Origin of the sequence: Sanguibacter sp. Z1732 (genome assembly GCF_051020515.1) — a bacterium.
In the GTDB taxonomy this organism is placed as follows: domain Bacteria; phylum Actinomycetota; class Actinomycetes; order Actinomycetales; family Beutenbergiaceae; genus CALKWS01.
Genome location: NZ_CP194857.1, coordinates 1,190,431 through 1,206,745 on the forward strand (window position 1 = coordinate 1,190,431; position 16,315 = coordinate 1,206,745).

21 protein-coding genes are annotated in these 16,315 nt (G+C 70.0%); 7 read left to right on the plus strand and 14 right to left on the minus strand.

Annotated elements, in window-relative coordinates; translation table 11 throughout:
* Position 1: 1 nt before the first annotated feature.
* The 5 genes from ACRRRO_RS06365 to ACRRRO_RS06385 all read right to left on the minus strand — a co-directional run bounded on the left by ACRRRO_RS06365 (position 2) and on the right by ACRRRO_RS06385 (position 4,883).
* A complete protein-coding gene (locus ACRRRO_RS06365; RefSeq protein ID WP_434081253.1) occupies positions 2-316 on the minus strand; it encodes a hypothetical protein in 315 nt (104 codons plus the stop codon).
* Positions 295-1,017, minus strand: coding sequence for a hypothetical protein (locus ACRRRO_RS06370; RefSeq protein ID WP_434081254.1), 723 nt, complete (start codon positions 1,015-1,017; stop codon positions 295-297). Before ACRRRO_RS06370 ends, ACRRRO_RS06365 begins: the two co-directional genes overlap by 22 nt.
* A 199-nt stretch (positions 1,018-1,216) precedes the next feature.
* Positions 1,217-3,148 carry a heavy metal translocating P-type ATPase gene (locus ACRRRO_RS06375; RefSeq protein WP_424795747.1) on the minus strand — a complete coding sequence of 644 codons (1,932 nt, stop codon included), beginning with the start codon at positions 3,146-3,148 and terminating at the stop codon, positions 1,217-1,219.
* 169 nt (positions 3,149-3,317) lie between these two features.
* Positions 3,318-3,734 (minus strand): YbaK/EbsC family protein, encoded by a 417-nt coding sequence (locus ACRRRO_RS06380; protein WP_434081255.1) that lies wholly within the window; start codon positions 3,732-3,734, stop codon positions 3,318-3,320.
* Positions 3,735-3,905: 171 nt separating this feature from the next.
* The gene (locus ACRRRO_RS06385; protein ID WP_424795745.1) at positions 3,906-4,883 is read right to left on the minus strand and encodes an AraC family transcriptional regulator; all 978 of its coding nucleotides are present in this window, start codon (positions 4,881-4,883) and stop codon (positions 3,906-3,908) included.
* A gap of 109 nt (positions 4,884-4,992) precedes the next feature.
* Here ACRRRO_RS06385 and ACRRRO_RS06390 point away from each other — a divergent pair, with 109 nt between their 5' ends.
* The 6 genes from ACRRRO_RS06390 to ACRRRO_RS06415 all read left to right on the plus strand — a co-directional run bounded on the left by ACRRRO_RS06390 (position 4,993) and on the right by ACRRRO_RS06415 (position 7,693).
* Entirely contained in the window at positions 4,993-5,409 is a 417-nt protein-coding gene (locus ACRRRO_RS06390) for an NAD(P)H-binding protein (protein WP_434081256.1), read from the plus strand.
* The gene (locus ACRRRO_RS06395) at positions 5,336-5,896 is read left to right on the plus strand and encodes a hypothetical protein (RefSeq protein ID WP_434081257.1); all 561 of its coding nucleotides are present in this window, start codon (positions 5,336-5,338) and stop codon (positions 5,894-5,896) included. Before ACRRRO_RS06390 ends, ACRRRO_RS06395 begins: the two co-directional genes overlap by 74 nt.
* A gap of 178 nt (positions 5,897-6,074) precedes the next feature.
* Positions 6,075-6,233 carry a hypothetical protein gene (locus tag ACRRRO_RS06400; protein ID WP_424795743.1) on the plus strand — a complete coding sequence of 53 codons (159 nt, stop codon included), beginning with the start codon at positions 6,075-6,077 and terminating at the stop codon, positions 6,231-6,233.
* A 95-nt stretch (positions 6,234-6,328) separates the two neighbouring features.
* Positions 6,329-6,586, plus strand: coding sequence for a type II toxin-antitoxin system Phd/YefM family antitoxin (locus ACRRRO_RS06405; RefSeq protein ID WP_424795742.1), 258 nt, complete (start codon positions 6,329-6,331; stop codon positions 6,584-6,586).
* Positions 6,583-6,972 (plus strand): type II toxin-antitoxin system VapC family toxin, encoded by a 390-nt coding sequence (locus ACRRRO_RS06410; protein WP_424795741.1) that lies wholly within the window; start codon positions 6,583-6,585, stop codon positions 6,970-6,972. Before ACRRRO_RS06405 ends, ACRRRO_RS06410 begins: the two co-directional genes overlap by 4 nt.
* Positions 6,973-7,114: 142 nt before the next feature.
* On the plus strand, positions 7,115-7,693 hold the full coding sequence (locus ACRRRO_RS06415) for a DinB family protein (RefSeq protein WP_424795740.1): 579 nt from the start codon (positions 7,115-7,117) through the stop codon (positions 7,691-7,693).
* Between the two features lie 49 nt (positions 7,694-7,742).
* On the opposite strand, the gene ACRRRO_RS06420 is transcribed toward ACRRRO_RS06415, so the two are convergent.
* The 6 genes from ACRRRO_RS06420 to ACRRRO_RS06445 form a co-directional block, all read right to left on the minus strand.
* Positions 7,743-8,117 (minus strand): DUF1801 domain-containing protein, encoded by a 375-nt coding sequence (locus tag ACRRRO_RS06420; RefSeq protein WP_424795739.1) that lies wholly within the window; start codon positions 8,115-8,117, stop codon positions 7,743-7,745.
* A gap of 242 nt (positions 8,118-8,359) precedes the next feature.
* Entirely contained in the window at positions 8,360-9,007 is a 648-nt protein-coding gene (locus ACRRRO_RS06425; protein WP_424795738.1) for a cyclase family protein, read from the minus strand.
* Positions 8,989-9,288, minus strand: a complete 300-nt coding sequence (locus ACRRRO_RS06430; protein WP_434081258.1) for a hypothetical protein — start codon at positions 9,286-9,288, stop codon at positions 8,989-8,991. The genes ACRRRO_RS06425 and ACRRRO_RS06430 overlap by 19 nt, the downstream gene beginning before the upstream one ends.
* A gap of 306 nt (positions 9,289-9,594) precedes the next feature.
* On the minus strand, positions 9,595-11,280 hold the full coding sequence (locus ACRRRO_RS06435) for a hypothetical protein (RefSeq protein ID WP_434081259.1): 1,686 nt from the start codon (positions 11,278-11,280) through the stop codon (positions 9,595-9,597).
* A 41-nt stretch (positions 11,281-11,321) separates the two neighbouring features.
* Positions 11,322-12,143: an ABC transporter permease gene (locus ACRRRO_RS06440; RefSeq protein WP_424795736.1), complete on the minus strand. Its 822-nt coding sequence runs from the start codon at positions 12,141-12,143 to the stop codon at positions 11,322-11,324.
* A 5-nt stretch (positions 12,144-12,148) separates the two neighbouring features.
* Positions 12,149-13,216: an ATP-binding cassette domain-containing protein gene (locus tag ACRRRO_RS06445; protein WP_424795735.1), complete on the minus strand. Its 1,068-nt coding sequence runs from the start codon at positions 13,214-13,216 to the stop codon at positions 12,149-12,151.
* A 91-nt stretch (positions 13,217-13,307) separates the two neighbouring features.
* Between ACRRRO_RS06445 and ACRRRO_RS06450 the strand changes: the two genes are divergently transcribed.
* Positions 13,308-14,117, plus strand: coding sequence for a TetR/AcrR family transcriptional regulator (locus ACRRRO_RS06450; protein ID WP_424795734.1), 810 nt, complete (start codon positions 13,308-13,310; stop codon positions 14,115-14,117).
* Positions 14,118-14,187: 70 nt separating this feature from the next.
* On the opposite strand, the gene ACRRRO_RS06455 is transcribed toward ACRRRO_RS06450, so the two are convergent.
* The 3 genes from ACRRRO_RS06455 to ACRRRO_RS06465 all read right to left on the minus strand — a co-directional run bounded on the left by ACRRRO_RS06455 (position 14,188) and on the right by ACRRRO_RS06465 (position 16,286).
* Complete coding sequence (locus ACRRRO_RS06455) at positions 14,188-14,820, minus strand: hypothetical protein (RefSeq protein ID WP_434081260.1); 633 nt, start codon at positions 14,818-14,820, stop codon at positions 14,188-14,190.
* 148 nt (positions 14,821-14,968) lie between these two features.
* Positions 14,969-15,289 (minus strand): alpha/beta family hydrolase, encoded by a 321-nt coding sequence (locus tag ACRRRO_RS06460; protein ID WP_434081261.1) that lies wholly within the window; start codon positions 15,287-15,289, stop codon positions 14,969-14,971.
* A 358-nt stretch (positions 15,290-15,647) separates the two neighbouring features.
* The gene (locus tag ACRRRO_RS06465; RefSeq protein ID WP_434081262.1) at positions 15,648-16,286 is read right to left on the minus strand and encodes a DNA alkylation repair protein; all 639 of its coding nucleotides are present in this window, start codon (positions 16,284-16,286) and stop codon (positions 15,648-15,650) included.
* Between the last annotated feature and the right edge of the window lie 29 nt (positions 16,287-16,315).

Below are 16,315 nucleotides of genomic sequence, written 5' to 3' on the forward strand. Positions count from 1 at the left end.
GTTACGCAACCGGTGTGGGGGTATCTGCCCGCTCACGCTTGGTATCGGCGCGGGCCTCGGGCGCCGTCCGGCACTCCTCGACGAACCGCAGGGCCCCACCGATCGCACCACCGAGTGCGCTCAACGCGATGAACAGGAGGGCGAGCGCCTCATCCGGTGTGAATCCGGCGTGACCCCAGTCGTCCGGGGCGATCAGCAGCGCGTTGACGAGGCCGGTGAGCGCATCCGTGAAGACCACAGCGGTGCCGACGAAACCCAGAGCCAGCCATCGGCGGCGTAGTCGGTCTCCACGGCTCAGTTCAGCCAGGGCAGGCACGCACCGATCGCGAATGCACCCAACAGGGTGAGCATCACGCGCTGCCCGGTGGACGGGTCGGGGAACCTGCCACCACCGGTGACGGCCCACCCCCAGTTCAAGATGGCATAGCCCAGCCCGGCCGGGATGAAGATCCAGCCCAGCAGGTTCTGTAGCGGACGGGTGTGACCGGCGCCGTCGTGGGCGCGGCCACCGGAGAGCAGCATCTGCCAGCGCTCACGCGCGTAGAACACCAGGCCCGTGCCGAGCAGGACCGCTTGCAGGACGAAGCCGCCGTAGACCACGGCGAACACCCAAGGTTGCAGGACGTCATCGACCAACGGGCTACCTCCTCCTGAGAGCAGTTGGACGGCCGAGCCGAGGACGAAGCCCCCGGCGACCGGCGCGAGCAGGCCGGCTGCGATCCACAGCGGGAAGGCGATCAAGAACGCGGGGATGCGCCGGCCCACCGGATGGACCAGCAGGATCGCGATGGCGATGGCCACCATGTCCAGCAAGCCTGTGGCGGTGTTGGCCGCGATCGTGGTTCCGGCGAAGTCGGAGCTGTTCGCCCCGATCCCCCAGCCCGAGACCCAGGCGATCTTGAGCAGGATGTAGGGCAGGCAGGCAAGGATCGTGGCGAGGCAGATGCGTTTCCGGAACCGGGCGAGTCGCACCGGGTCGGTGGTCAGACGGGGCCGCGCAGTCGTAGTTGTGGTCATGTGACCCAGCGTGAGGGCAGGGAGGGTCCGCAGGCCTCCCCCGTCGTGGGGAGGCCGTTCCCCCGCACGGGTGGTTCTGGACCGGCAGCCCCGGGCATGACCAGAGCCGGACGGATGGGCTGGTGGGTCCCATCCGCCCGGCCTGGCGGGGTCTGGCTCGGGGGCGTCGCCGTGAGGTTCGACCCCGGGTCGTGGTGGGTCAGGCCGCCTGGGGCGTCTTGACCACGGGCTGCTTGGCGGCTGGAGCCGTCGGGCCGGCCGCGGCGCGGCGCTTCTTGCGCAGCAGCCGCATCGCGTTGACGATCACCACCAGCACCGAGGCCTCGTGGACCAGCATCCCGATCGCCATCGTCACACCGCCGGTGAAGACACCCACCATCAGCGCGGCCACCGTGGCCAGGGCGACCACAATGTTCTGACGCATCACCCGCACGGTGCTCTTGGCCAGGCCGATCGCCTCCGGCAGCCGGGACAGCCGGTCACCCATCAGGGCGATGTCGGCGGTCTCGATGGCGACGCCGGTTCCGGCCGCCCCCATCGCCACACCGATGTCGGCGGTGGCCAGGGCGGGAGCGTCGTTGACGCCGTCGCCCACCATCGCCACGGTGTAGCCCTGCTTCTGCAGGTCGGCCACCGCTTGGAGCTTCTGCTCCGGCAGCAACCCGGCGCGCACCTCATCGATCCCGGTGGCCTGACCGATGGCCTGGGCCACCAGCGGGGCGTCCCCGGTGAGCATCACCACCTTCTTCACACCGGCGGCGTGCAGGTCGGCCACCATCTGCGCGGCCTCGGCACGGACCGTGTCGGCCACCGCGACCACACCGAGAACGGCGTCGTCCACGGCCACGATCATCGGCGTGCGGCCCTGGGCGGCCAGGTCCTCGGCAGCGTCCTCGGCACCCACGGTGTCAGCCACGCCGTACTGGGTCAGCAGGGCGGCGTTACCGATGAGCACCCTGCGGCCGTGGGTGGTCGCGGTGATGCCCTTGCCGGGCACTGGCTCGGTGTGCTCGGGCAGGCCCGGGGTGGACAGTCCCTCGGCAGCGGCAGCCTCCAGGACCGGACGGGCCAGGGGGTGCTCGGAGCCGGCCTCGGCCCGAGCGGCCCAGGTCAGCACCTCGTCGCGGGTGGAACTCGGGTCGAGCACCACCACGTCGGTCAGTTCGGGGCGACCTTCGGTGAGGGTGCCGGTCTTGTCCAGCGCCACCGCGTCGATCTTGGCCGAGTTCTCCAGGTACTCCCCACCCTTGATGAGGACGCCGTCGCGGGCCCCGCGGCCGATGCCGGCCACGATCGTGACGGGGATGGAGATGACCAGCGCACCGGGGCAGGCGATCACCAGCAGGGTCAGCGCCAGCACCACGTTGCCGGTCAGCAGGCCCACCGCGAGCGCCAGCACCATGATCGCCGGGGTGTAGTAGGTGGAGAAGCGGTCCATGAAAGCCGCGGTCTTGGCCTTGGCGTCCTGGGCCTCCTCCACCCGGTGGATGATCCGGGCCAGGGTGGTGTCGGCACCGATGCCGGTGGCGCGCACCTGCAGGAAACCGCCACGGGAGATGGTGCCGGCGAAGACCTGGTCTCCGTGCGCCTTCTCGGCCGGGATGGACTCACCGGTGATGGAGGCTTCGTCCAGGGCGCCGTTGCCGGCGATCACCTCACCGTCGACGGGCACCTTGGCACCGTTCTTGACCAGCACGGTCTCGCCCTCGAGCACCTCGTGGGCCGGGACCTCCACCTGCTGCCCGTCGCGCATCACCACGGCCACGTCCGGGGCCACGGCGACCAGTTCGGCCAGCGCCGAGCGGGTCTTGTTCATCGTGCGCGCCTCCAGGGCGTGCCCGATGGCGAACAGGAAGGTCACCGCGGCGGCCTCCCAGTACTCGCCGATGATCACCGCACCGGTGGCGGCGATGGAGACCAGCAGGTCGATGCTGATGTTCTTGACCATCAGCGCCCGCACGGCCTTGACGGCGATCGGTACCCCGGCGACCACCGCAGCGGCCACCATGAGCAGATCGCCCACACCGTCCAGGCCCATGGCCCGGGAGGTGAAGAACGACATCAGAATGAGCAGACCGGACACCGTGGGAATCATCCACGGCCCGTTCCACCACTTGCGAATCATGGTCATCGTCGTGTCCTTTACAGTCGCTGCCCCGCCCATTTCCTGGGGCCTGATAAGAACGTACGGAAACGGCGCGCAAACGACCTTGACCCCGGTCAAGTCCGGCCCGGGCATGCTGATAGCCGACGACGACGCCCCCGGGCCCGCCGGGGCGTATCGAAGGTGCGCGGTAGCGTCAGCGCACCCGACGCACCTGCCCCCCGGTGGAGCGCACCAGGTCCGCGAAGGTGATCGAGAGCATGGTGAAGTCGTCACCACCGCCCGCCCACAACTGCTCGTGGGTGGCGAGGTCCTCATCGATCACGGTCCGCACCGGCGCCGGGTGGCCGAAGGGCGCGACCCCGCCGACCTGCTGGCCGGTGTGGGCCAGCACGAAGTCGGGACCGGCCCGGCGCACCTTGGCATAACCCAGGTCAGTTGCCACCTTGGCGGCGTCAACGCGGTGGGCGCCGCTGGCGATCACGAGCAGCGGTTCGCCGTCGGCCTCGAAGATGAGGGAGTTCGCGATCTGGGCAACCGTGCACCCCAGCGCCTGAGCAGCCGCCGCAGCGGTGGGCACGTGCTCGTCCAGGCGGACCAGGTCGAACCGCACGCCGGCGCCTTCGGCGGCGGCTCGTACCCGCAGGACCGGGTCGGACTCACCGCCGCGTCGTGGATCGGTGCCGGGTCGGTTCCGGTGGCGGGTTCGGTGTTCATCGCTCGATGCTAGCGGCCGCACCGCAGCCATTCGGAGGCATCGCACTCATCACCCCGGGCGGCCTACCTAGCCGGTCCCTGCACGCACCGGCGCCCCCCGGCCCCGCCGCACCGCCCCTGGTGTCTGGCCGGTGCTTCGGGTGAAGGCGCGCGTGAATGCGGCGGCCGAGCCGTACCCGGATTCCGCGGCGACCTGGCTGACGCTGGCCGTGCCCTCGCGCAGTCGCGCGTGCGCGAGGTTCATCCGCCACCGGGTCAGGTAGCCCATCGGCGGCTCCCCCACCCGTTCGGTGAATTCGGCCGAGAACACCGAGCGCGACATCCTGGCCTCCCGTGCCAGCGCGGCGAGTGTCCATGCGCGTCCCGGGTCGCGGTGGATGGCGACCAGGGCCCGGCCCAGGTGCTCGTCCTGCAGCGCGTTGAGCCACCCGCGGTGCGCGGCCGGGTCGCGGGCGAGCCAGGTGCGGATCGCCTGCACCACCACGATGTCGGCCAAGCGGGTGGTCACCGCCTCACCGCCGGGGCGCAGGTCGGCCAGTTCGGTTGCCATCATCCGCACGATCTCGTGCACCGGCGCGGCTTGTGGGTCGATGCCGGCCTGGATGTGCAACACGGCAGGCAGGTGGCGCAGCAGTTCCCGGGCGGCGGGTTCGTCGAACCCGACGATGCCGCACAGCAGCAGCGACGACGACCCGTCGCCCCCGTAGGTCAGCACCGAGTAGTGCTCGCTGAGGTAGCGCTGCGGGAGCAGGTCCACCCGGCCGGCGGGGCCTGCCCCGGGACTGCTGGCGATGGTGTGCCCGCGCGCGTGCGGAACCACCGCGAGGTCACCGGGCCGCAACGCGATGTCCTCCTCCCCCGGAACCTGCAGCACCGCCGAGCCGGCTGTGAGCACGTGAAAGCTCAGGGTGTCGGCGAACGCGGGCACCTCCAGTGCCCACGGCTCACGCAACTCGTTGCGGCAGTAGAAGGTGCCGCGCATCCGCAGCAGGTGCAGCGCATCGCCCAAGGGGTCAGAGGGTGCCCAGGAGGGGGAATCGACCATGGTGCGATCGTCGCGCGAGTGAGTCCGATCGTCCTCCTTTCCGGACGAACAGTCAAGGATTCCGGCACTTCGGCTATATCTCATCCGGCTCGTAGTTCATAACGTGATCATGCAATCAACTCAGCGCACAGAAGGGCACACCATGTACGTGATCTCAGGAGCCACCGGACGGGTCGGATCGGCCATCGCGGACCGCTTGCTCGAGAACGGCTCACCCGTGCGGGTCCTCGTCCGGCGCCCGGACTCAGCCCAACACTGGGCGGATCGAGGCGCGGAAGCCGTCGTCGTCGACCTGGCCGACCAGGTCGGACTGACGGGGGCGCTGCAGGGTGCCGCCGGGTTCTTCACCTTGCTGCCGTTCAATCCGATGACGACGGACTTCCGTGGCGACATGACGGCCCTGATCTCCTCGATCACCGAGGCGGTGGTCGACGCCCGCCCGCGTCCCGCATGTGACACTGCTGTCCTCGGTCGGGGCTCACCTGCCCGAGGGCACCGGACCGATCGCGCCGTTGCATCACCTTGAGAACGCACTGCGCTCGACGACGGCGACCGTCACCGCGGTGCGCCCGGTGCACTTCCAGGAGAAGGTCACCGACGTCCTCGATGCCGCCCGGGAGCAGGGCATCTACCCGGTCTTCGCCGGATCCGCCGACGTGCCGGTGCCGATGGTGGCCACCCGAGATGTCGGCGCCGTCCTGGCCGAGGCGCTGCTGTCGCCCCCGCGGCGCAGCGAGACCATCGCCCTCACCGGTCCCGCCTACCGCGAGCGGGAGATCGCCGAGATCCTTGCCAGGCTGCTCGATCGCGAGTTGGAGGTGATGACACTGCCCAGGGCTGCATGGAAGGACGCGTTCCTGGCCGCGGGCGTCTCGGCCGAAGCCGCCCAGATGCTGGTCGAGCTGCACGAGGCCGGCGACACCGGTCGTCTCGTCCCGCACGGAGACCGCACGGTGCACGGCACAACCGGGATCGAGCAGACGCTCGCCGGGCTCGTCGCGGTGCCCATCTGATGAGCGTGACCCGAAAGTAGGCGCCCCCGGCCGCCCGGCCGCCGGTGAGGTGGTGCGGCTGCGCTCGCTGCTGCGCTCTCCTTCGACCGGCCGGGCCCGCTAGGGACGGACGGATTTCAATGCGGCAGCAGACCGTCCGGAATCATTTCTAGTGTGGTGGAGAACGGAAGGAGTGGCCATGGAACCGTTCCTCAATGCCACACTGGGAGTGCACGTCGTCCGCGCCCCGCAGGATCCGCCGGAGTGGGACCTGATCCATCCGAGGGATCGCACCAATGTCGCGAACCGCCGCATCGGACGACCTCGGCGTGGTGACGTGCCCGGCTGGGGCGCGTAGCCCCCCGTGGGTGGATGCCGGCACCTCGGACGAGTTGAGAATCGGTTCGGCTGACAGCCTAGCCAGGCTTAGCCAAGCCACCTAGAATACGCGGCATGCAGGTCAACGTGCATGAGGCGAAGTCTCAACTTTCACGACTGATCGAGGCCGTTCTGGCGGGCGAGTCGGTCACGATCGCCCGCGCGGGTAAGCCGGTGGTGGACCTCATCGCACACCGGGGCCCAGACGTCACCATCGGGGTTGCGGGATGGGAAGGCTTCCGGGCCGACCCTGCTGTCTTCGATGGCTCCGACGCCCAGATCGCGGATCACTTCTACGGCGAGCCCGCGCCCGACGGCGAGCCCGCGCCGTGAACGGTGTGCTGCTGGACACCAATCCGCTCCTGTGGGTGCTCGCGGGCGATCCGCAACTCGGCACCGGTGCGAGGGCGCACCTCACCACCTCGACTTCGCCCCGCTTCTCCTCGGCATCGGTGCTGGAGATCACCATCAAACAGATGCTAGGCCGCCTCGAGGTACCGGGTGAGGTCGCAGGCGCTGCCGCAGCGGCCGGTCTGGTCGAGCTCCCGTTCCGCTCCCACCATGCCTCCGGTTTGGAGGAGTTCCCCGATCTGGCCAGGCACGACCCGTTCGATCGCATGCTCTTGTCCCAGGCCCGGCACGAGGACCTGCTCCTACTGACCTCTGACCGCCAACTGCTGGAACTCGGTATCGATCGGGTCATCGACGCCCGCCGCTGACCCGCGGCCCCTCGGGCGCTCCCTCCGCGCTCCCGCGGGAGCGTTCACCCCCGTACCTCCGGGCGCTGCCGGTAGCCGTCGAAGGCACGGCCGCGGTTATTGCGTTGCCACCGGCCCGCTGAGCCCTGTTAGCGTCCGGGCCATGAGTGAGAACGCTCCCGTTCGCTGGACGCAAGCCACGGTCTATGCCGACATGTGGGTCGACCCCGACCAGGATCCCCGTGGCAACGTCGCGCCTGACGGCGAGTTACCAACGCTGCTCTACTACCTCGGCCATTACCGCCTCACGCTGGGCATGAAGTGTGAGGGCCTCGACGCCGACCAGCTCGCGCGGCGATCGGTACCGCCGTCGACGCTGTCACTTCTCGGCCTGGTCCGACACATGGCCCGCGTGGAGCAGTCCTGGGGCTCCCGGGTCCTCGGTGGCGAGCCCGTGCAGCCGGTGTTTTCCGGTGACGGCGAGGATCCCGAGTTCGACGGCGCGATCCCCGACCGCACGGTCGTGACCGAGGCTTTCGCGCGATGGGAGGAGCAGATGGCAGGGACCGACGCCGCCATCGCCCGGTTCGACGATCTCGGCGAACGGGTACCGCTGCCGCGTCATGGTGGTCAACAGGTCGCTGTCCGGGACGTCCTGGTGCACCTGATCGAGGAGTACGCACGCCACTGCGGACACGCGGACCTGCTGCGCGAGTGCATCGACGGACGCGTCGGGCAGTGACGACCCACCATTGACGACCGCGGCTCCCAGCCGGTAGCCGCGCCCGGCGTCAGGGCCGTGGCGTGCGGCGGGCCGCCTCGCTGAGCAGGTCAACGACGCCGGCCCGATCCACATCGGCCGGGGTGTGGAACTTGATGTGGCGAGCCCTCTTCCCGGTCCCTTCCAGCAGACCCTCGGTGTCCTCCTCGGCGAGTTCGGCACCGCTTGCGAACATCAGGTTCACATGCCTGGTCTGCGGGGCGATGGCGGCGATCAGGTACTTGTAAGTGCCCGGCTTGAAGGTATAGCCGAGCAGTTTCGCTGCCGGGTCGGCCTCCTCGATGCCGTCCGGGACCGCGTTGACCACCAACGTGCGCAACCGGTTCACGATCTCGCGAACCGGCGCCTCCAGGCCGTTCGTCACCTGCTCGACCCCCTCATCCATCTCCGCTCCTTTGCTCTCCATGGTGGTCATCCGAGGCCCGGGCGATTGACGCCAGGACAGGTCACTCGGGCCTACAAGGATTCGAGATGCCGGCCCGGCAGCCGCCTCACGGCGGAAGGCCGCTCGTAGCGGCGGAGTTTGGAGCCCGGGGGCTTACACCGGGCCGGCACCAGGTGTAACCAACCATTCCCAGTGACTATTCCGGCACCGTGACCCGGCGGCCTGACTCTCACCCCACCCTCTCAGCCCACCGCGGCGAAGGCCCGCACCGGGAACGTCGCCATGCCCCGCACCGCCGGTGGTGCCGCAGTGAACGTGAAGCCCTCGGTGGGCAGGGCGGACAGGCCGGTGAGGTGCTCCACCACCGGGACCCCGGCCGCCAGCAGCACCGTGTGGGCCGGGCGGGTACCGACGCCGGTGTGGTCGATGTTGACCGAGTCGATGCCCACCAGCCGCGCACCGGCCCCGGCCAGGAAGTGCGCGCCGTCCTCGGTCAGGAACGGGTGCTCGGGGTCGCCGTAGGTTCCGGTTCCCCAGTGCCGGTCCCAGCCGGTGCGCAGCAGCACCGCCCGGTCGTGCACGTCCACCCCGTCGAAGGCCTCCGGTCCGATGGCTTCGCCACCGTCGACGACGACGCCGGGCACCATCGCGCACCGGTGCAGTGGCAGCGCGCTCAGGTCGTGCCCCTCCGGGTAGCGGTGGGCGGGGGTGTCCAGGTAGGTGCCGGTGTTGGCCACCATGTCGATGCGCCCGATGGCGAACTCGGTGCCCGGTTCGTATCGGTCGTGGGAGTCGGCGAACGTCAGGTACTCGGTGATCACCGGCCCCGGCAGGCCGGGGTAGGTGATCATCTCCTCGGTCACCGTGTGGCTCAGGTCGATGAGTTCCATGCACGGATCATGCCAGGGCCCGGCCCCAACCGGGCGCGGAGGTAGCGGCCGGTGTGGGTGTCGGTGCGGGCGAGATCAGGAACCGGGCCGGTGAACTGGACGCGACCGCCGTCGTGTCCACCCTCGGGACCAAGATCGATGACGTGGTCGGCTCCGGCCACGATGTCCAGATCGTGCTCGATCACGACGACGGTGCGGCCGTCGTCGACCATCTCGTGCAACAGCGCCAGCAGCCGGCTGGTGTCCTTGGCGTGCAGCCCGGTGGTGGGTTCGTCCAGCACGATGATGCCGGCGTCCTCGGTCAGTTCCCGGGGAGAGTTTGAGCCGCTGCCGCTCCCCGCCGGACAGGGTGGTGAAGTTCTGCCCGAGCGCGAGGTAGCCCAGTCCCACCTGGTCGGCTCTCCGCAGGAGAACGGACAGTTTCCTGTCGTGGAAGAACTCCGCCGCGGTCTCCACCGTCATCTCGAAGACGTCGGCGATGGAACGCCCGCCCACGGTGTACTTCAGCACCCCGGCGCGGAACCGCCGCCCCTGACAGGTCTCGCACGTGGTCAGCACCGGGTCGGTGAAGCCCAGGTCCAGGAAGTTCACGCCGGTGCCCTCACACGCCCGGCAGCCGCCGTCGGAGTTCGGGGAGAACAGCGCCGCGGGTTGACCGGTGCGCTTGGCGAAGATGCGGCGGATCTCATCGAGCATCCCGGTCCAGGACGCGGGGGTGGAGCGGCGTGAGCCGTGGATCGGTGCCTGGTCGATGAGGACGGCGTCCGGGGCGGCGACCGGCAGGTGCCCGTGGATGAGGCTCGACTTCCCGACCCGGCAATTCCGGTCACCACGGTCAGGACGCCGAGAGGGATCTCGACCGTGACGTCCTTGAGGTTGTGGCTCGCGGCGTTCTCGATCCGGACGAAACCCGTGGGCTCGCGTGGCTCCCGGGGCCGCGCCGCCTGCGATCGCAGTGCACTCCCGGTGGGGGTGTCGGCGCGGCGCAGGTCCTCGAAGGAGCCCTGGAAGATCAACTCGCCGCCGTGCACCCCCGCCCCCGGCCCGATCTCGACCACCTGATCGGCAATCTCCATCACCTGCCGGTCGTGCTCGACGACCACGACGGTGTTCCCCTTGTCCCGGAGCACCTGCAGCATCTGCGCCAACCGATGCACGTCGCGGGTGTGCAGTCCGACGGTGGGTTCGTCGAACACGTAGAGCATGTCGTTCAGGGTGCTGCCCAGGTGACGCACCATCTTGACCCGCTGCGCCTCCCCGCCGGACAGCGTCGCCGTCGCCCGGTCCAGACTCAGGTACCCCAGACCAAGGCTGGTCAGGCGTTCCAACTGGGTCACGACGTCGTCCAGCAGGGCATCGAGCGGCCCCAGGTCCCACCCGCGCAGTTGCCCGGCCAGGTCGCCGACCTGCATGGCGTACGCCTGGGGCAGTGTGAGTCCCTCGATCCCGGCGCTGCGGGCCGCCTCGTTGAGCCGGGTCCCGTCGCACTCCGTGCAGGGCCCGAGCGTGACCAGTCGCTCGTAGGCCTTCTTCGCCTCTCCCTTGAGGGTGGTGGGGTCCTTGGCCAGCTGGATCCGGTGGAACCGCACCAGCACGCCCTCGTAGTCCCCGGGCAGGTCGTGGGCGCCGGTCGGTTCCACCTCACCGGCCGCGGCCTCCAGCAACAGGTGCATCTCGCGCATCGAGTACTGCTCGAGCGGAACGTCGACGTCGAACAGGCCCGAGTCGGCATAGCGCCGCCAGGTCAGCGTGCCGGGCCGGTAGTCGGGGTGGGCGAAAGGTCCCTCCCGCAGGGACGCGGAGGTGTCGATGAAGGCATCGACGTCGAGGATCTTCTCCACGCCCAGACCGTGGCACCGCAGGCACATTCCGGCCGGGTCGTTGAAGGAGAAGGCGTTGGCGTGACCGATCGACGGCGTGGCACCGCGGGCGTAGAGCAGCCGCAGGCCGTCCCCGATGTCGGTGATGGTGGCCACGGTCGAGCGGGGCCCGCCGTGCAGGCGCCGCTGGTCGATGACGATCGCGGCCGAGAGGTTCTCGATGTTGTCGGCATCGGGCCGGCCGTAGGAGGGTAGGTAGTTCTGGGCGTAGGCGCTGAAGGTGGCGTTGATCTGACGCTGCGCCTCGGCGGCGATGGTGTCGAAGACCAGGGATGACTTGCCCGACCCGGAGACGCCGACGACGACGATCAGGGACTTCTTACGCAGCTCGAGGCTGATGTCCCTGAGGTTGTTCTGGCGGACGCCGCCCAGGCGGATGGTGCCGGTGGTCATGGTGCTCCTGTGATCGGGGGACGTGGTGACGGAGAGGTGGCTCATGTAGTGCCGGACCGGAAGCCGCGGGCGGCCAGGGGCAGGAAGACGGCGGTCAACACCACCGGCCACACGATGGCCAGGAGCGAGGAGGCCCGTCCGGTGATGACCTGGCCGGGCCAGGTAGCCGAGCCCACCAGGTCGCGCACCGTGGTGGCGGCGGCCGAGACGGGGTTGACCTCGGCGAGGACGCCCAACCACGTGGGCATGGTGCTCGGATCGACGAACACGCTCGACAGCAGCGCCACCGGCCAGACCAGAATCTGGACATAGGCCACCGACTCCACCGACCTCGCGCGGTACCCGATGTGGAAACCCACCCACAACAGCGCGAACCGGAGCAGCAGCAGGACCCCCGCTGCCACTAGGACGGCGGCGAGGGTGGCCTCCGGGCGCCACCCGATGGCCAACCCGAACACGACCATCACCACCAGACCGATGAGCGAACTGAGCATGTCCGCCAGGCACCGGCCCAGCACGATGGCCGCGGAGTTGATCGGGAAGGTGCGGAACCGATCGTTGATTCCCCGGGAGGCGTCCGCCGCCGCGGCCAGGGTGGTGGTTTCCAGCCCGAAGAGCATGGTCACCGCCAGCATCCCCGGCATCAGGAAGTCCAGGTACGCCACGCCGTCGGGCATCTGCAGCGCCCCGCCGAACAGGCCGAGGAACATCAGCGCCACGAACACCGGGAAGAGCCAGGTGATCGCCACCGTCGCCGCTTGGGACTTCCAGCCAGCGATGATTCGCCGGGCCAGGATCAGCGCGGACCGGAGCACCCCCGGTGGTGAGGGCGGGAGGGGGGACACCTCGGATGGCTTGGACACGGCGGTCACCGGCCGGTCTCCCTCACGGTTGCCTCGCTACCGGTCGCGGCTCCGCCGTCAGTCGCGGCTCGGCCTTCGGTCGCGGCCCGGCCATCAGTCGCGGCCCGGCCATCAGTCATCGACAGGAACACCTCGTCCAGGGTGGGCTTGCGCAGCGCCACCTCGACCGGATGAACGTCTTCCTCGGCGAGTTGCCGGACGCAGTCGAGGACGATGTCACGGGCCGTGGTGTGCAGTTCGGTGACGAGGTCCGCCCCGGGCTCGGCGCGGGCGTCGAACCTGGCCAGGATCGGCCGGGCGCGCTCGGCCTGGTCGGGGCCGGCGAACCGGAGCCGGAGCACCGAGTGGCCCAGGCTGTCCTTGAGGTCGTCTGCGCTTCCCTCGGCGACCACCGCCCCGCGAGCCAACAGGACGATGTGGTCGGCCAGCGCGTCCGCCTCCTCCAGGTACTGGGTGGTCAGCAGCACCGTGGTCCCGTGACCGACGAGCCGGCGCAGCGTGTCCCACACATCGCGCCGGGCCGCGGGATCCAGGCCGGTGGTCGGCTCGTCCACGAAGAGGACCGCCGGACGCACGATCATGCCCGCCGCCACGTCCAGGCGGCGCCTCATCCCGCCCGAGAAGGTGCGCACCGGCCGGTCCTTGGCCTCGAGCAGCCCGAACTCCTCCAGCAACGCCCGCGCCCGGGTGGCGGCGTGGGGTTTGTTCAGGCCGCGCAACCGCCCGAACAGGATCAGGTTCTGGGTCGGGCTCAACTGCTCGTCGACGGCGGCTTCCTGGCCGACCAGGGCGATGCGTTCCCGCACCTTCGACGCCTCGGTGCGCACGTCGAAGCCGGCCACCCGGGCCCGGCCGCGGTCGAACCGCAACAGCGTCGACAGCCCGCGCACCGCGGTCGTCTTCCCGGCGCCGTTGTGGCCGAGCAGCGCGAGCACCTGGCCCGGATACACCTGCAGACTCAGGTCTCGTAGGCCGGCCTCATCGCTGCCGGCATCCTCCTGCGTCTCGGCCGGCTCTCGCGCCTTGGCCCGGAACACCTTGCCCACCCGCTGGGCATCGATCGTCGCGTTCATCCACTCCCTCTCACCGCATGTACGCTGTACCGTACATCGTACGAACACGTAAGGTAGAGGGAAATATTCCCTCTGGCAAGGTGGTATCCGCATGGCCGAGCGCACCGGGGCGGGAGATCCCCTGCGCGTGATCCCGTTGCTGTGGCGCCGAGGCGTCAAGACCGGACGCAGCGGCCTGACCCTGGAGGCGATCGTCGACGGCGCCGTGGCTCTCGCCGACACGACCGGGGTCGATCAGTTGTCCATGCGCAAACTCGCCGAGCGGCTCGGCGTCGGCGCGATGACGCTGTACTCCCACGTGCCGGGCAAGGCGGAACTGATCGACCTCATGGTGGACCGGGTGTTCGCCGACGTCACCTACCCAGCCCCAACCACCGACCCGGGCCGGTGGCGCGGTGGACTGGAAACGGTGGCCGAGAGGAACTGGGAACTGCTGGGCCGCCATCGGTGGCTCATCCACGTCGACACCGCCCGCCCCCCACTGGGCCCGGGCACCATCGCCAAGTACGACGCCGAACTGCAGCCGCTCGTGGACACCGGGTTGACCGACGTCCAGATCGACCAGGCGCTGACCCTCATCCTGGAGCATGTGCGATCCAGCGCCCGGTTGGCCTTCGCGACCGCGGCCCCGCCGACGGCCACGGCCGGTGACGGCGCCGCCGACTCACGGGAAGCCTCCGATCTCGAGTGGTGGCACCAGGCCGGTCCCGTCCTCGCCGGGCTCCTGGATACCGGCGACTACCCCTACGCCGCGCGCATCGGGAACGCCGCGGGGCAGGAGTACAACGCACCCGGCGACCCGCACCGGGCCTACCTGTTCGGACTCCAGACCATCCTGGACGGCATCGAAGCGCTCATCGCCCGTCAGCGGGACGAGCGCGACGCCGGTCAGGCGGGGTGACCCCGACGGCGGACCAGGGGCTTGGGCGCATGGGTTACGCCGTCATCGGCCGCGAGGGTGACGGCTGCGGTCAGCGCACCACGGCCCGGCGCACCAGGAGCGCCATGGCCTGCGGATCGTCGCTGTCGAGCACCAGGTCACCCTGGCCCTCACCGCCGCCCTCCCAGTGGAACTCGATGCCGGGGTTGTGCACATCGGAACCGTCGGCGAGGAAGAAGTGCGGGCTGCCCTGCACCGCCTCGTCGCGACCGCGGTAGTCGCGCATCATCTGCCCGCGGGCCCGGCCGTCGTCGAGCGCGGCGGCCAGCGCGTCGGCATCGACCGACTCACACTTTTCGGCCACGGCGAGGATCTCGTGCAGCATGCTGACCGCGCGGCTGCGCGCGAACAACGCCTTGCGCAACGCCATGTCGAGTTCCTCGGCCGCCGCCAGGCTCTGGGCCTTGGCGGCGTGCACCGCCTCGTTGGTCAGCAGTGTGGTGATCGGCCACTGGGATGCGTCCCGCCGCCAGGCCCGGAAGCCGAAAACGGGGACCATCTCGGTGAAGGTGGGGATCTCGGCGTCGACCAGACCCTTCGGCAGCGGCATGGAGTTGACGTCCTCCAGGAGGAACAGCCGGTGGTCCACCCGGACGTGCTCATCCAGGCCCGCTTCGGCGCGGGCGGCGTAGAAGCGGTGCAACTGCACGGTGGCCACCCGCACGCCACGTCGGTGTAGAGAACCACCGTGCCGGGCTCGACGTGGACAGTCATGACACGTTCCTTCCCTCGCGACTGCTTGCCCTTGGCAGTGTGCCCCGCCCGGGGCCGGTCGGCATCCGCACGGTCCAGCATCCGCGGGACTGCAGCCCTCAGGCCGACGCCGGGAGGCCGGTGAGCCAGTCGCGCACCGCCCCGGCGATGGCGTCCTGATCCTTCTTCAGGCTGTGGTCCCCGGCCACCGTCACCACGGTGCGCTCGGGCGCAGCCGGGGGCATCCCGAACCGGTCCCGCTCGCCCTGCACCACCAGCACCGGCACCCCGGCGCTCTCCAGTTCGGGCAGCCGGGAGGGACGGTCCTTGGGCGGCTGCAACGGGAACGCCAGGCACAACGCCCCGATCGCGCCGAGGTCGGTGGCGGTGCGGCAGGCCACCCGGGCCCCGGAGGACCGGCCGCCGACGACGACGGGCAACCCTGCGAGGGCATCGTGGCGCAGGGGTGCATGGCGACCTGGGTCCACGCGGTGTCGAGTTGCCGGGCCGGTGCCGGGGCGCGCCGCCCCGCGACCCGGTAGGGCTGTTCGACCAGGGCCACGTGCCAGCCCAGGTCGCCGGCCACACCGGTGGCGGTGAGCAGGTCCGGGGCGCCGACTCCCCCACCGGCGCCGTGGCCGAGCATGAGCAGGCCCCGGGGCTGGTGCGGCGTGGGGCGCAGGAGCACACGGGCCGGACCGCCGTCGGTGTCGATCAGCAGTTCCTGCTCGCGAACCGCATCGGCTTGATCCGTCATGGCTCGATTCTAGGGAGGTCGCGTGCCGGCACGGCGGGGGCCTACTGTTGCCGGCTGGCCATCTCGTTGACCCACAGCGGCACGTACGGCGAGACGCACCCCGGCGGGGTCGGGTAGTCCTTGAGCACTTCCAGCCGCTCGCCGATCTCGATCGCGCGCTCGCGGTGCCCGGGGTGGTGGATCCCGATATGACCCAGGCAGGTGTTCATCGCCCACTGCAACCGCTCGGGCGCGTCCTTCATCTGCGCCTCGATCAGGTCCAGCAGGCCGGGTAGGTCGAGGTCCTCGGGCGCTTTCACCACCTTCTCGCTGGTGAGCGCCCAGCCGGCGCTGGCGACCACGGGGTCGGGGTCGGCGAACCAGATCTGACGGAGTTCCTCGGCGTGCCGGCTCTTCTTGACCAGGTAGTTGACCAGCCAGTCCTGCACCTTGGGTACGCGTGCCTGGCGCAGCATGGTGTCGAGTTCATCGCGGGTCAGATCCTTGGGTCGCAGGATCAGCAGCGCGACCAGCCGGGCGGCGGCGTCCTCGCTCGCCCACAACTCCCGGGCCAGGTCCACCTGCCCGCGCAGCGGTTTGGCCACGCCACGCAGTTTGGTCAGATTCACCCCGTGCTCGTCGCCGTGCTTGGCGTTCACCTCACGGATCCTGGGGTCCTCGAGTTCGGCCAGTTCGGCCATCACCTCGGCCGCCGTGACAGAAGTCGCTA